Annotated in this window: 13 protein-coding genes; 5 read left to right on the forward strand and 8 right to left on the reverse strand. The window is 49.1% G+C overall.

Annotated features, from left to right (window positions below):
• Positions 1-177: 177 nt before the first annotated feature.
• From AC5I6P_RS19025 to AC5I6P_RS19035, 3 genes are all read left to right on the forward strand, one after another.
• Entirely contained in the window at positions 178-480 is a 303-nt protein-coding gene (locus AC5I6P_RS19025) for a hypothetical protein (RefSeq protein ID WP_495695356.1), read from the forward strand.
• Positions 481-624: 144 nt separating this feature from the next.
• Positions 625-1548, forward strand: a complete 924-nt coding sequence (locus tag AC5I6P_RS19030; RefSeq protein ID WP_495695357.1) for a tetratricopeptide repeat protein — start codon at positions 625-627, stop codon at positions 1546-1548.
• A 157-nt stretch (positions 1549-1705) separates the two neighbouring features.
• The gene (locus AC5I6P_RS19035) at positions 1706-1882 is read left to right on the forward strand and encodes a hypothetical protein (RefSeq protein WP_495695358.1); all 177 of its coding nucleotides are present in this window, start codon (positions 1706-1708) and stop codon (positions 1880-1882) included.
• Between the two features lie 25 nt (positions 1883-1907).
• Here the strand turns inward: AC5I6P_RS19035 and AC5I6P_RS19040 are convergent, their stop codons facing one another.
• The 3 genes from AC5I6P_RS19040 to AC5I6P_RS19050 form a co-directional block, all read right to left on the reverse strand.
• Positions 1908-3416 carry a UDP-N-acetylmuramoyl-L-alanyl-D-glutamate--2,6-diaminopimelate ligase gene (locus AC5I6P_RS19040; RefSeq protein ID WP_495695359.1) on the reverse strand — a complete coding sequence of 503 codons (1509 nt, stop codon included), beginning with the start codon at positions 3414-3416 and terminating at the stop codon, positions 1908-1910.
• 40 nt (positions 3417-3456) lie between these two features.
• Positions 3457-3726: a glutaredoxin family protein gene (locus AC5I6P_RS19045; RefSeq protein ID WP_495695360.1), complete on the reverse strand. Its 270-nt coding sequence runs from the start codon at positions 3724-3726 to the stop codon at positions 3457-3459.
• Between the two features lie 534 nt (positions 3727-4260).
• Positions 4261-7092, reverse strand: a complete 2832-nt coding sequence (locus tag AC5I6P_RS19050) for a cation-translocating P-type ATPase (protein WP_495695361.1) — start codon at positions 7090-7092, stop codon at positions 4261-4263.
• 171 nt (positions 7093-7263) lie between these two features.
• On the opposite strand from AC5I6P_RS19050, the gene AC5I6P_RS19055 reads away from it, so the two are divergent.
• On the forward strand, positions 7264-8349 hold the full coding sequence (locus tag AC5I6P_RS19055) for an AAA family ATPase (protein ID WP_495695362.1): 1086 nt from the start codon (positions 7264-7266) through the stop codon (positions 8347-8349).
• 54 nt (positions 8350-8403) lie between these two features.
• Here AC5I6P_RS19055 and AC5I6P_RS19060 read toward each other — a convergent pair whose 3' ends face one another.
• Positions 8404-9270: a lipid kinase gene (locus AC5I6P_RS19060; RefSeq protein WP_495695363.1), complete on the reverse strand. Its 867-nt coding sequence runs from the start codon at positions 9268-9270 to the stop codon at positions 8404-8406.
• 244 nt (positions 9271-9514) lie between these two features.
• Between AC5I6P_RS19060 and AC5I6P_RS19065 the strand changes: the two genes are divergently transcribed.
• The gene (locus AC5I6P_RS19065; RefSeq protein ID WP_495695364.1) at positions 9515-11170 is read left to right on the forward strand and encodes a transglutaminase domain-containing protein; all 1656 of its coding nucleotides are present in this window, start codon (positions 9515-9517) and stop codon (positions 11168-11170) included.
• A gap of 298 nt (positions 11171-11468) precedes the next feature.
• Here the strand turns inward: AC5I6P_RS19065 and AC5I6P_RS19070 are convergent, their stop codons facing one another.
• From AC5I6P_RS19070 to AC5I6P_RS19085, 4 genes are all read right to left on the reverse strand, one after another.
• The gene (locus AC5I6P_RS19070) at positions 11469-12566 is read right to left on the reverse strand and encodes a protein kinase family protein (protein WP_495695365.1); all 1098 of its coding nucleotides are present in this window, start codon (positions 12564-12566) and stop codon (positions 11469-11471) included.
• Between the two features lie 103 nt (positions 12567-12669).
• Positions 12670-13158: a VOC family protein gene (locus AC5I6P_RS19075; RefSeq protein ID WP_495695366.1), complete on the reverse strand. Its 489-nt coding sequence runs from the start codon at positions 13156-13158 to the stop codon at positions 12670-12672.
• Between the two features lie 106 nt (positions 13159-13264).
• A complete protein-coding gene (locus AC5I6P_RS19080) occupies positions 13265-13762 on the reverse strand; it encodes an SRPBCC domain-containing protein (RefSeq protein WP_495695367.1) in 498 nt (165 codons plus the stop codon).
• A 58-nt stretch (positions 13763-13820) separates the two neighbouring features.
• A complete protein-coding gene (locus AC5I6P_RS19085) occupies positions 13821-14177 on the reverse strand; it encodes an ArsR/SmtB family transcription factor (RefSeq protein WP_495695368.1) in 357 nt (118 codons plus the stop codon).
• Between the last annotated feature and the right edge of the window lie 330 nt (positions 14178-14507).

The raw sequence follows: 14507 nt of genomic DNA on the forward strand, positions 1-14507 counted from the left end.
TGAGAGAAATCCTAGTTTGAAACTGGCTCCTCCATTATTCCTGATTCCACAGGTCGAACATGACCCTCTCTTTTCTTCTGTAACGGTAGATTAAGATCCTTGCAATAACATTGAGAACACTCTCGCTTCGCTAAGGAAAGCGTTACTTTTAGAGGGATAGTGAGACGTTGAAACACCATGAGTAACATCCAACGATATCAGTTAAGATGCACGCTTTCCTTCGGAGATATTTACGGTCAGATCATCGCTTGGTTAATCGTTATTTTCCTGAGTTTGGCATCCGCAATGGCACTCATGGGAGCAAGCCGCCCGATCTATGCATTAGCAACAGTTGGCTTAGTGTTGGTCTTGTCACTACCGTTCCTGCTATTTGCCTTCGTAACGACCCTGTTAAACCACATTGAAATTGCGGAAGCAGACCCTGTTTCTCAAACTACCTTACCGACAGCGAGCCAGAGACCCGCGACGGCAAATTCGTAGTCAACAAATTCGTAGTCAACAAATTCGTAGTTCGTAAGCTGCGAGTGATGCCAAACTCTTGGCGCTGACGCTGATCTCAAATTACGAACTACGAATTTAAAATTACGAACTATCATGGGTTGCGTAGAGTTTTGAGGCGATCTTGTGTCAGAAAAGCGGAATCGTTGGCTGATAAACGTTGTACTGATTGTGGCGACGGTTGGACTGCTGGGGGTAACGATGATTCCCCTGCTAACGTCTGCAGTGAGTGGCGATGCCCAATCGAAAGCTAGCCCTAATCCCAGTCAGTCGGCTTCTTCCGACGGTCGCAAGGTGGAGCTTGAGGCGCAAGCAAAGGGCTATGAGGCTGTGCTTCAAAAAGAGCCAGACAATCAGGTGGCGTTGCGCGGGCTGCTGGATGCGCGGCGGCAATTGAACGATCCAGAGGGCATGGTACAGCCGCTCGAAAAACTTTCAAAACTCAATCCAGGCATGACAGAATACGCGGTGCTATTGGCTCAGGTGAAGCAGTATAACGGCGATCGCGAGGGAGCCGCGCAAACCTATCGAGAGGTGCTGCAAACGAAGCCTGGAGATCTACTATCGCTGCAAGGATTAGCAGATTTGTTGGTGAAACAACAGCGTCCTGAGGCCGCGATCGGGCTGTTGCAAGATACGCTCAAGCAAGCCCCTGCTGCTAACAAGAACCAAGCGGGAAGTGTCGATACGACAGCTGTACAGGTGTTGCTTGGAAAAGTGTTTGCGACTCAGAAACGCTACGACGAAGCGCTGAATGTGTTTAATGAGGCGATGCGGAGTAACCCAAATGACTTTCAGCCTGTGTTGTACAAAGCACAAGTGTTGAAGGAGCAAGGCAGAGACGATCAGGCGAAACCGCTCTTCGATAAAGCAGCGTCTTTAGCTCCGGCTCAATTTAAAGATCAGATCAATAAATTTGCAGCGGCTCCTCCGTCGTCAGCGCCTAGTTCTTCCGCGCCAACCGATGGATCAAATTCCAGTAATCCTGCTACTGGTAATTTTGCGGCTCCGGCGAAGCCTGAAAGCAGTTCTGTTCCCGCGAAAAATTAAACAAGAGTCGCGGTTACTCCAGAGCTATAATCCTATCAAAGGTAGGTTTTTAAGCCTTCCTAAAGTCTTGGTCACACGGGTTCTTCTAGAAGTACTCAAGAGTTGCTCAGCAGGACATCACTGGTCTCCGTTCTTCGTGAACATTAAGGAGGGTCTTATGATTGCACCTGTTGTCTATACGACGGTCGGTTCGTGCGGGGTAGCGTTGCTGCGGGGCCTGGTGGCTACCCAAATGTGCTGGGAGCAACTGCGAATTCTGAAAGAGGTTCCTTACCAAGAGCGACGCTGGGGGTTCGATTCCCCCACCCCGCACTCCTATGTTCAAACAGCATAGTGGTGATGCAGTGTACTGAGCGGATTTACTTCTCCGTCAGCCGCTGCATCAAAGCGTCTCTTGCGTGTTCGCGATCGTCAAAGTGAATCTTCTCGGTTCCCAGAATTTGATAGTCTTCGTGTCCCTTGCCTGCAATTAAAACGCCATCTCCTGGTTTCGCTTGCAGGATTGCGGTGTGAATGGCCGTGGCCCGATCTGCAATCACGGTTGGCGTGATGGAGGCTGGAATGCCTTCTACCACATCGTTTAAAATTCGGGCTGGCTCTTCGGTGCGGGGATTATCTGAGGTGACGATGATTTGATCAGATAGCGTAGCCGCAATGTTGCCCATCAAGGGGCGCTTTGTGCGATCGCGATCTCCCCCGCAGCCAAACACACAAATCATTTGACCGGAAATAAACGGTCGCGCCGCTTTCAGCATATTTTCTAAACTGTCAGGCGTGTGAGCATAATCGACAATTACGCTAATGTCTTGAGCGGGGCTGACTTGGACTTGCTCCATGCGGCCTGGCACGCCAGAAAACTGAGGAAGAGCTTGCGCGATCGCATCCAATTCCAATCTCAACTCCAATCCAGCACCCACGGCTGCCAACAGATTTGCCAGATTGAACTGACCGACTAACGGCGACTGAAACGGCACGTCTCCCATCGGGGTATGTAAAGTTCCGCTTACCCCGGCTGGACTGTAGCTCAAATCGCTTGTCCACAAATCGGCAGGTTGCTGTGTGCTATAGCTCCAAACGGGTTGCTCGATTTGTTCGATTAAACGCTGCCCATAGGGATCATCGAGGTTCACGATGGCTCGCCCTTTCAGATAAGACGGACTAAACAACAGCGCTTTTGCCGCAAAATAGTCTTCCATATCTTTGTGATAGTCGAGGTGATCTTGCGTCAAATTGGTAAACACCGCCACCTCGAATGGACAGCCCAGCACTCGCCCTTGATCAAGCGCATGAGAACTGACTTCCATCACTCCATACTCACAGCCTGCTGCGATCGCCGCCGCAAATTGCTGCTGAAGTTCTACCGCAAATGGAGTCGTGTGAACTGCCGTTTGCTGGAACCCTTTCCATCTGGTGTAAAGGGTTCCGAGCATCGCCGTATCTTTACCGGCTTGATTCAACAAATATTCGATCAGATGAGTAGTGGTAGTTTTGCCGTTTGTTCCCGTGACGCCAACCAGCTTCAGTTTCGCGGCGGGATGATTGTAAAACGCAGTCGCAAGGTGAGCGCAGGTTTGGGTCATGTCGATCGCAGGAATCACCAACGGCGGTTGGTCTGATGCAAACACCGGATCGCCCATGGCTCGACCGGCAGCTTCGGGAGAAACAATTGCCGCGATCGCACCTGCCGCGATCGCGCCTTGCCAAAAATCTCCCCCATCCACGCGGGTTCCTGGCATTCCGATAAACACATCTCCGGGCTGACAAGCAAGCGAATTGGTCGTTAATCCTTTTACCTCTGCACTAAAGGCTGGATGAGTTGGAAGCTCGCCCAAATTGGGGAGCGTTGCCAGTAACTCTCTAAGCTGCATACATTCACTCCTTGCCTGAGGATTGTCGGTCTACTGATTATCAACCTGCTGAGCAATATTTCTGTAACAGGCTTTCCAATTGTTGAACAGTAGCGCGAGGGGAGAGCCGAGGCAAGGGGACAAGTTGGGAATTTGACGGGTTTTCTAGAAATAGAACTGGAATCTCGTATTGATAGGCTTGAAACCACTCCTCACGAGTCGTAATATCGCGCATTTCTAATTCAAACGTCGGGTGCTGGACTTGCCCTAGCTTTTCTTGCAGTCCTTCGCAGAGGTGACACCCTGGCTTGCTATAGAATATGAGCTTCATGATCAATCTTAGAAACGCTTTGCTGTCCTCATATTTTATCGTTGAACATTTGTTATCTTTGAAAATTTATCTTTGGAGGGGTGTTGCTGGCCTAGTCAGAGGATAGGAGGATGAGGGTAATAGCAGTAGGCAAAACGGCGAAGACCGATCTGCTTTCTAAAAGCTATGCTTTCTGCAGAAGCAGCGATCCTTCGGAGCTTGCAAAGCAATCGCTCGTTCTACAAATTCCGAATCGGTGAGCGAGAAGCCCGGCTCAATGAATGAGAACTCTTCGGCCGTAAATGAGAACCCCCCAACTGCAAATCAGAACTCCTTGGTCACCAATAGGAACTTCCTGGTGACCAATAGGAACTCTCTGGTTACCAATAGGAACTCTTTAGCGGCAAATAGGAACTCCAAAGCAGTAAGCCAGAACTCAGTATCTATGCGCTACTAACTTCCGATGTGAATTGTGTACGGTTGTTCCTAAAAATCGCGGCTGCAAGGAGTGATTCCTCGCAGCCGCGATTTTTATAAAGGTCTATCGGAGCAGACTCACTTCAGCTTGCGGTTGCGGAAAAAGAGCCGGAAGAAGAGTTTCTCTGCCTCGATCCAAACAAACATCAGTAGGCTGACTCCAACGCAAATCAGGAGTTCGGTAGAGCTTAGAAGGTGCGTTCCAAAGAAGTCACGCAACGGTGCAACATAAATAAGCGCGAGTTGTAGGAGGCTGGTCAGAATGACTGCCCCCCACACATAGGGATTGGTGAACGGGTTGAGTTCGATCGTTAGGCGCGTGTTAGAACGGATTGCGATCGCATGTCCCATTTGCGCTAAACATAAGGTCGTAAACACCATCGTTTTCCAGCGTTCCGGATCACCGCTCTGCTGAGTGTACTGGTACGACCATCCCATCAGCCCGATCGATAGAATCGCTAAGACAATGCCAATTCGGATCATGTAAGCGCCTAATCCACGGGCAAAAATGCTTTCCCCCGGATGGTTAGGCGGACGATTCATCACATCCGGTTCTGCGGGTTCGACGGCTAATGCTAATGCAGGTAGACCATCTGTGACTAAGTTCATCCATAAAATCTGCAAGGGCGTCAACGGAACGCCACCGCCCGCAACAATCAAAGGAGACGCGGCGATCGTCAAGACTTCGCCAATGTTCGATCCCAAGATGTACTTAATGAATCGACGAATGTTGGTGTAAACGACTCGTCCTTCTTCGGTCGCGGCCACGATCGTGCTGAAGTTGTCATCGAGCAACACCATATCGCTGGCTTCTTTGCTGACATCCGTTCCGGTGATGCCCATGGCGATGCCGATGTCCGCCTGCTTCAGGGCCGGAGCATCATTCACCCCGTCGCCCGTCATCGCGACAATTTTGCCTTTCTCTTGAAGCGCTTGCACAATGCGAAGCTTATGTTCTGGGGCAACACGAGCGTAAACGCTGACGCGATCAACATGTTGTCCAAGTTCTTGAAAGCTCATTTGCTCCAACTCGCGTCCGGTCAACACTTCATCTCCCGGTTTAGCAATCCCTAAATCTTGTGCGATCGCTTGGGCCGTTAATTGATGGTCGCCCGTAATCATCACCGGACGAATGCCTGCCTGACGACAACGCACCACCGCATCGCGAACCTCTGGGCGAGGCGCATCCAGCATATCGACTAAGCCCAGCCAAACTAATTCTTTTTCCGTCGCTTCATCGGTGCCTTCACCGGGAAGCGTTTGCAACGGTTTGTAGGCAAACCCCAACACGCGCAGACCATTTCTCGCCAAGCTGTTATTGCGATCTAGAACTTGCTGACGGTGGTCAGGCGTGATTGGCTCGACGCGATCGCCAATTTGAATTTGGGTGCATCGCTCCAACACCAGTTCAGGAGACCCTTTCGTAAACAGCAAATAGGGCGTAGATAGAAAATCGGTTTCAGATTGCAATAATCCGGCGGCATCTTTCACAATCACGCTCATGCGTTTGCGCTCTGAAGAGAACGGAAATTCTCCAACCCGGGGAAGCTTGCTATTCCACTGATCGCGCTCAAATCCAGCTTTCGCGGCAACCGTTAGCAGTGCGCCTTCGGTCGGATCACCTAGAATTGCCCACTGTCCGTCTTGCTGTTGCAAAATCGAATCATTACATACAGTACAGGCTAGGAGTAACGCTCTTAGCTCTGGGTGATCGGTTGCAATCAACTTAGCATTGTCTGCCGTTAGAAATTCCCCTTCAGGGCTGTATCCGTGCCCACTTACTTTAGGATTTAAGCTAATCGTGTGCAGCGATTGCACAACCATTTTATTTTGCGTTAATGTTCCGGTTTTATCTGAACAAATGGTGGTGACTGACCCCAACGTTTCAACCGCAGGCAGCTTACGAATTAGGGCTTGACGACGCACCATCCGCTGCGTTCCCAAGGCTAACGTTACCGTGATTACGGCAGGCAATCCTTCTGGTACAACCGCAACTGCCATACTGAGCGAGGTTTCGAGCAGATCTTTAAATCTGCCTAAATCGCGAGTCACGATCAGTCCGCCAAGCACCACGATCGCAACTAATATCAATGCCCCGGCGACCAGAACGTTGCTGAGTTGGCTCATACGTTGCTGAAGCGGCGTTGGTTCTGACTCGACCGATTGCAACATCGCGGCAATTTTGCCGATTTCAGTTCGCATTCCGGTTCCAGTGACCAAAACCGTTCCCCGACCCTGCACCACTTCTGTGCCTTGAAACACGAGATTAATGCGATCGCCAAGTGACGTGTCTTCTGGCAGATGCACCTTCGCATTCTTATTCACCGCTTGCGCTTCTCCGGTCAGCGCCGATTCTCGAATCTGTAAGTTGATCGCTTCGACTAAACGACCGTCTGCCGACACCTGAACCCCCGCTTCGAGCAGCATCACGTCGCCCGGCACGAGATCTTTAGAATCAACTTCGAGCGTTTTACCGTCGCGCAACACGCGCACTCTAGGCGATGCCAACTGCTTAAGCGCCGCAAGCGCTTTTTCGGCTCGACTTTCTTGGAGATAGCCCAAAATGCCGTTGAGAATGACGATTGCAAGAATGGCGATCGTATCTTTAAAGGGGATTTCCCCCGGTTTCAGCGCTCCATTTCTCCAGTCCAGCAAATCCAAAACACCAGAGATCAAGGCAACCGCGATCAGCATGATCAGCATGATGTTTTTGAACTGGTCGAGAATAATCTCAAACGTGCTACGTCCGCCCGTTTCTTCCAATTCGTTCAGACCGTATTTTCCTTGACGATCGCTGACTTGCGATTGCGATAGTCCGGTATGCTGATCACTTTGAAGTAGCTCTAGCGATCGCGGTGCTTCTAGTGTGTGCCAAGCAGTATCTAGCTTTGGTTGAGCGTGTGCAGACATAGAACGAGTAGGTAGAGAATGAATGCTTACAGTTCCTCATGATAGTGCTTAACTAAAAAATACAGCACTAAAACTTAGTGCAATTTTTCAATTTAGATTATAAAATTGAGACATCAAGCCCTTTGGTTTCAGCTATCTAAGGTCTGAATTGTCTACACGCTATTTCCCGTGATGGTTGGAAGCCCGTTTGGTTTTAAAGCGTTGGTGGGTCGTCGATTGGAGTTGCGTCAGGTCAGTCAAATTTTGGCTGAAGATGGCGATTTGTTATTGGCAGGCGTTCCCGGCATTGGTCGGCGTACGCTAATTCGAGCGGCGGCAACTGAGGCAAAGGCAAGGGTGATCGAAATTGATTGCCTTCGTGCAACAGACTACAGGCGATTTTTGCAGCTGTTGGCTGAGGCAATTTTGACCACGTTTGAAGCAGACGAAGAAGTTGCCTTTATTCAACACTGGAGTCAAGATCAGCCGTTTACGTTAAAGCCAGCGACCAGTGGACGTTTGGTGCTGGTTTGGCAGGTTGCTCCTAGCAAAGAGTGGTTATTATTTGAAGCGTTGCTGACATTGCCGCAAGTGTTGGCAGAATGGCTAGATTGTCGAGTTGTGCTGGTGTTTCAAAACTTTCCGCACATTCGATCATGGGATCGAGGCGGTAGATGGGAGCAGTATTTGCGCCAAGAGATTCAGCGTCAGTCTCGCGTTAGTTACGCTCTAGTTGCCACGGTTGCAGAACGGTGGACGAAGGATGTGGATGTTAAAGTGATTCCGTTAGCCCCCTTGCCGGATGAGGAATTACGGGCCTGGGTTATTGAAGCAATGGCCACGAAAGATCTCACGTTTGATCTCGAAACTCAGGCGCTAGAGCTATTTCTGGGCTGTGTTCAAGGACATTTTGGCGATGCGATCGCGCTGGCTCGCCGTCTCTGGCTCGAGATCCTCCACAACCCATCGCCTCAAATTCAACCGCATCATGTTTACCGGAGTGCGATCGCGCTGGTTGAAGATCTCTCCGTTACGTTTGAGTCGCTGATTCTGCTGTTACCCAGTAGCCAAGTGCGGGTGCTAGAAAGTTTAGCGCTTGATCCGACCGATAGCCCTCATGCACGGGAATACATTCAAAAACACAACTTGTCTCGCGGCGGCGGATTGCAAGGCGCGTTGGCAAGTTTAGAGCAGAAAGGCTTGGTGTACGGGGCAGAGCAGGGATATCGAATCGCGTTGCCGATGTTGGCGTTTTGGTTGAAGTATCGGTTGGGGTGAGTGACCGCAGATTGGTAGCGGTTAATCAGCACTCCTGCTTCATGCCGTGGAACGCTAAGGCACAAACACCGTTAGCGCCTCCGGAATCAATTGAAAATGAGCAGGCGTATAGGTTGTAATTTCTCCATCAGTATTAATGGCACGAGGTTTGCGCGTGTAAACAAAAAATTCTTTGCCTTGCCACGTTTTTACCCATTTCGATTTACGCTGCGTGCCTCGACGCATCGTTGGCAACACAAGCAACATTTGCCACCAATGCTCAATTTCTAGACTGTACAAATCGAGCCGCTGATCGTCGATCGTCGCATCTTCTGCGACTGCCATTCCACCGCCATAGTATCGACCATTTCCCACGGCAATCTGAACCGTTTTGACCTTTTCTGAGCGGTCTTCCGTCCGAATTTCAGCGGTAAAACGGCGGCTATTGATTAACACCTGTAATGCTGTAGCGGCATAGGCAAAAACGCCCCACTGTTTCTTGGCTCGCTTCGTTAATTTACGGGTAATATCAACACTCAGCCCCATACTCGCCACATTAAAAAAGTATTGCTCATTTACCCAGCCCACATCGATCGCATGGTGCTTTCCGTCCGCAATGATTTGACAGGCTTCGGGTAGAGTGTCCGGGATGCCTAAGGTTCGGGCAAGATCGTTGGCGGTGCCCAGTGGAAGAATGCCAAGCGGGAGCTTTGTGTCTACTAGCCCATCGATCGCTGCATTTAGCGTTCCGTCCCCGCCGCCAATGATCACCAGATCCGCGCGATCGCGATACTTTCGGATCACATTAGGCAATTGTTTTGGATTGTCAGTCGATTCCTCGAATAACTCAAAATCGAGGGCTTGAAGCTGCGCGATCGCAGCATCCAACGCCTCTTTACCTTTGCGAGCATGACGATTGACGAGAAGTAATGCACGTGCCATAGAACAGACCGGGGAAGGACGACAGATAAGCGCTTTTCGGCAGTCCTTCTCCCGCAGGAAAAGGATTTAGAATGAGGCAGAAAATGACCTTGTTTAAGCATCTACTGCTCGGCTTCTATCTCACATTCTGCCTTAACGCTCTTTTCAATACATTCTTCGTGAGATAGTCTTCACTATCATAGGTGAAGATGGAAATTTGGTTTGGGCTCTGATGCTCAATGGGATCTCAACAAGGCAGAACGACATGACTAGCTCGATGGATCGCACAGCACGAAGTCCTCGGACGCTTCGACCCTTTGGGGTATATGCTCTGCATGGCTTAGCGGCGCGGCAAGACAAGCTGATCGCGCTCGATCACGTTAGAGGATATCTTCTACAAATCGATCCGCTAACCGATAATACGATCGTTCTTAATCCTCATCACGTTGAACTGTTTGAGGATGCAACAGGGTTAGCGGTTTGGCAGGAGACGGTTTGGTTTACAAAAGAGGACAGCGTTTACTACTGCGATTTTGAAACGTTCTCACCTCAACTTTTTGCGACGTTGCCCTACCCTGCTGATGGGGTTGGCGTTTGGGAATCAACGGTGTATGTCACCTCTCAGAAACTAGGCTATATCCTGGTTTACGAACGCAATACGGGTCGAAAGATTACTCAATTTGCGCTGCCAGGCGTCGGGAGCACCAATCTCACGCTGCGAGATGAAGAACTGTGGCTGTGCGATCGCACCGAACAAACGGTTTACTGTCTGGATCGAGCCACCGGAGAATTGCAGTTCAATGTGTTGACGCCGTTTGAGAGCCCCACTGGGCTTGCGTTCGCGCCCAATCCGATCTCGCATCAAGCAACGCTCTATGTTGCCTATGCTGGAGAAGAGGCTTATATTCGCGACAATCCGAACGAAGATCCGAGCCACGAATTGACATTCCGCGATCGCACCTTTATTCATCCGCTCTACGTTCATTACAACAAACAAGAGCGCTATGCCCTCTCGAATGGATATTTGCTAGAAATGTCCTACATCGAAGAATTGCTGCCGCTCGATGCTGTGGATTTAGAAGATTTGGAGTGGCGAATTGCGTTGCCGGCTGAAACTCATCGTCAGAAAGTGCGCCATGTTGAAGCGATCGGGCTGCCGTTTACCGAAGAAATTAAAGATGGGCAACGAGTCGCTGTGTTTAAGTTTGCCGCGCTGAAAGCCAATGAGCGGCACATCTTTGGCTGGAAAGCCTTACTCGAAGTTCGAGGGATTAAATATCAAATTAATTTTGATGATACGTACCGAGCGCCCGAGCTGCCGCCAGAATTTCAAGCCCGTTATCTGGTCGATGATGATGAATTGGCGATGGATAAACCCGTCATTCAACAAGCGGCAAAAGAGGCGATCGGCACTGAGACAAATGTGTTGCGGAAGATTTTGAAGATTCGTAACTTTGTCTACGATCGCTTGTCCTACGGAATTAAGCCACACATCGATCCACCCGATGTGGTTTTAGAACGCGGAATTGGTTCTTGCGGGGAGTATGTGGGTTTACTGCTTGCGTTAGCTCGTTTAAATGGAATTGCTTGCCGAACCGTCGGGCGCTACAAATGTCCGCCGTTCGGCGATCGACAAAATATTCCGCTAGAACCAGACTTCAATCATGTATGGCTAGAGTTTTATGTTCCTGGCTTTGGCTGGTTGCCAATGGAATCAAATCCTGATGACATTATTGAAGGCGGACCTTACCCAACCCGTTTTTTCATGGGCTTACCGTGGTATCACGCCGAGATTGGCAAAGGTATTACGTTTGAATCGCTGAGGAGTCAAGGAATTCCGGTGGGCGATTTGGTCGATGTTTCTGTCGGAGACCTAGCGATCAATCACATTCGGTTCACGATTTTAGGAGAACTGGAATAGAAGAGTTTAGGAGAACGAAGGAAGAGAGTGGAGAAGATCAATCGTTCTGGCTCAATGATTTCGTGGTAGATACCCTGCATCCAATGGTCTTTGCCTTCGGGCGATCGAATACAGGCTCGGTAAATGCCGCCCAATTGCACATATCATCTGACAGGCGATGGTTGTAAAATCTTTTGGACCTAACCAGCAGGCAAGATGCTTCGGATGGGTCCAAACTTTGAACACAAGGTGGCACGGCGCATCAAACATGCGAGTAATCGTGAGTTCCCTATCTTGTAGAGCAGATGTGTTGTTAGGTTTAGTGTCCATACCAAGCGATCAACCCCGTCTCTTTGAGCAACTGCTGTAGTGCCATGTGAGGCAGCTTCGTATCTTTCTGGTCATTTCCCCACATCTCTGCAGAGAAGCCTTGCATCAATGCAATAATGCTGCCGTACTTGACGATGCTGGCGACATAAAACTCATCTAATTTCAGATCTCCATCAGTATGTATCTGCTCGATGTTGTCGAGTAATATCGCCCCCACTTCATAAGGTTTTAAACCTGCTTTGATGCCATATTTCTCCATCATCTTGCGTTGTTTAGCTTCCGAACAGGCATCATAGGGCGATCGAATCAAGTGCCCCAGATTCCGCAGGACTTCTCCATAGTCGTAAAATGTGTTTTGCTCAAAGAAAGTTTCCTCATCTTTCGTCAACGCAAAACTCTTGTCCAGTACCAAACCAAAATCACTTAGATAGGTCTGTTCGCCATCGGTCAGGATATTGCGAAAATGCGCGTCGAAGTGAATGATTCCTTTCGTCCTCAAAAAGGCGATCGTCGTACATAAGGCATCTAAATGGTTCTGAAGTGTGTTAGGATTTTCCCGCAGCCAGGTCTCCAAAACATGCGGAATGTACTCTAGGAACAGCACTAATTCATAGTTGGCGATCGCTCTGTCGGACACATACTTTCGCACATTTGCATGATTGCCCCAGCGTTCCATTTCCACATCCGTTCGTTGTCCAGAGAACGGCATAATCCGGTAATGATACATCAGGGGAAAAGTGGAGATCGCTCCGTCTAATACCCAGTAGGTGGTCTTGATATGAGCCACGAGTTCACGGAAGACTCCTAAACCTGTGGAACCGAAGCCGTAATTATAAGCAGTTGGCAGATTATAGAGATTTCTGGTGGAGAACAGGTTGTCATATTCAAGGTTTGTAACTGGAATGTGTTTCACAAAGACCTTGGATTGTCCAAGAAAGATAGTGTGATTCGTTCCCCAGCCTGTACTCGATTCATTCAACTCACGGTTGTCCCACAGAGAACGCAATTGGACATTATCCAACTGAGCAATTTGTGAACTGAGCTTGAAGTATCTCTTCCTTCTAAGTTCTATAGAGTTCTGGGTCATTTGCCTCCGTTCAACTATGGCATGAGAAACTCTGGGCGGAAGGGGGAACTTGCATCTGTAAATTTTGAAGTCATCACGATGTGTAAAGTCGCCCAATTGCAACTTACGCTTGCTTCAACCGATTAATGTCAATCTTCTTCATTTGAAGCATTGCTTCCGTAGCTCGTTGAGATTTTTCAAAATTAGAATCGTTCAGCATCTCTAGCAAGATGGTGGGAACAACTTGCCATGAAACACCGTATTTGTCCTTCAGCCAGCCACACTGCTGTGCCTTTTCATCCCCACCTTCAGATAGCTTTTCCCAGTAATAGTCCACTTCTTCCTGGGTCTCGCACATAATCTGAAACGAGATGGCTTCGTTGAATTTGAAGGTTGGACCGCCGTTGAGTGCAGTAAATGCTTGCCCAGCCAGTTCAAATGCTACTGTCATGACTGTCCCTGCTGGTTTTCCGTGGACTTCATGACCAGCTTCTCCGTACCGAGAGATGTTCACAACTTTTGAGTTTTTGAAGATAGTGGTGTAGAACTCAACGGCCTCTTCGGCTTGATCATCAAACCACAAACACGGAGTGATTTTTTGAACAACTTGCATGGTATTTCTCCTTAATAGTTTTAAGCGATCGCATGACAAGATGAACTGGATTTAGGTTGAATAAATCGAACCTAAGTCCATCCTGAAACATTGACGCTATCGCCTTCTAGAGCGTTGCCAAGTATTCGTCCAAGCAATCGAAACTGGAGTTCCATCCAGCAACAACACCCATTTCTTCGTGCTTGCGCCGATCATCAGCAGACTCATGCACAATTTGGAGCGTCAGTTTCGTCTTGCCGTCTAACTCCTCAAACAATGCTGTCAGCACCATGCCCTGCGGCAGATCTGCGTCCATCACTTTATCGAAGCCTTCATCAAATTCATCAGTGGTAACGATGCGTTCAGGAGGAACAATCTCGCGAAAAACGCCTTTACCCGGATACTCTGTGCCGTCAGGGCCGACCATAACATAACGCGATCGCCCACCTGGACGCAGATCTAGTTCAAGCACGCGAGTTGTAAACCCTTTGGGTCCCCACCACTGCTCAATGTGTTTTGGGTCTGTCCATGCTTTGAACACTAGCTCTCGCGGTGCGTTGAAGACACGAGTGATAGTAATTGTGCGATCGCTTTCTGTACCAGTAGAGCCAGTTTGTTTCACCATTGTGTTTCTCCTTAGAGTAGGGCGGTGGTGTTGTTCTGTGCGATTGCGCGCATCTAATCTATGTCTTGTGCTTGCGACCTTTTTTCTTTTCCTCTGCTTGTAATTCCTGGAGATAGTCATCCAGGCGATCGAAACTCTGTTCCCAGAATTGGCGGTATTGGGTAAGCCAATGATCCACATCCTTAAGTGGTTCTGCCTCTAATCGGCAGGGCCGCCATTGCGCCTCTCGACTCCGGGTAACTAATCCTGCACGCTCGAGCACCTTGAGATGCTTAGAAATCGCAGGCAAACTCATTGCAAAGGGTTGAGCCAACTCAGTTACGGAGGCTTCACCTTGAGCCAGATGAGCCAAGATAGCACGTCGGGTCGGATCAGCTAGGGCAGCAAAGGTAACGCTTAATTGATCAGTAGACATTTAGGGTGGGAAAGAGTATTTAACCGCGCAGTTAATTAACTATTAGGTTAAACATACTACTCAAGGATGTCAAGGGGTAGTTGGGAAATGCCTCTGTCATTGGTGTATTTGCAAATGACCAATGACAACTGACAAAAAACACTTACAATTTTGCTGAATTGAATTATTGATTGGTCGCTAGCGTAAACAATGCTGCTGCTGCCAGTGCTGCGATCGCCCGCACATGGTTCCAGAACGTCCAGTTTGTCAGGTATTTAACCCAGAGGGCCTTCTGTGGGTATCGTCAACTTAACCGGGAATATTCGAAATTAAGTACGATAATCCTTGAAC

The organism is Myxacorys sp. (assembly GCF_059501405.1).

Coding starts and splice junctions, on each gene's coding strand:
- AC5I6P_RS19035 (WP_495695358.1), top strand. CDS start 1,706: ATGATTGCACCTGTTGTCTATACGACGGTCGGTTCGTGCGGGGTAGCG.
- AC5I6P_RS19045 (WP_495695360.1), bottom strand. CDS start 3,726: ATGAAGCTCATATTCTATAGCAAGCCAGGGTGTCACCTCTGCGAAGGA.
- AC5I6P_RS19060 (WP_495695363.1), bottom strand. CDS start 9,270: ATGGCACGTGCATTACTTCTCGTCAATCGTCATGCTCGCAAAGGTAAA.
- AC5I6P_RS19080 (WP_495695367.1), bottom strand. CDS start 13,762: ATGGTGAAACAAACTGGCTCTACTGGTACAGAAAGCGATCGCACAATT.
- AC5I6P_RS19075 (WP_495695366.1), bottom strand. CDS start 13,158: ATGCAAGTTGTTCAAAAAATCACTCCGTGTTTGTGGTTTGATGATCAA.
- AC5I6P_RS19040 (WP_495695359.1), bottom strand. CDS start 3,416: ATGCAGCTTAGAGAGTTACTGGCAACGCTCCCCAATTTGGGCGAGCTT.
- AC5I6P_RS19085 (WP_495695368.1), bottom strand. CDS start 14,177: ATGTCTACTGATCAATTAAGCGTTACCTTTGCTGCCCTAGCTGATCCG.
- AC5I6P_RS19065 (WP_495695364.1), top strand. CDS start 9,515: ATGACTAGCTCGATGGATCGCACAGCACGAAGTCCTCGGACGCTTCGA.
- AC5I6P_RS19055 (WP_495695362.1), top strand. CDS start 7,264: ATGGTTGGAAGCCCGTTTGGTTTTAAAGCGTTGGTGGGTCGTCGATTG.
- AC5I6P_RS19025 (WP_495695356.1), top strand. CDS start 178: ATGAGTAACATCCAACGATATCAGTTAAGATGCACGCTTTCCTTCGGA.
- AC5I6P_RS19050 (WP_495695361.1), bottom strand. CDS start 7,092: ATGTCTGCACACGCTCAACCAAAGCTAGATACTGCTTGGCACACACTA.
- AC5I6P_RS19070 (WP_495695365.1), bottom strand. CDS start 12,566: ATGACCCAGAACTCTATAGAACTTAGAAGGAAGAGATACTTCAAGCTC.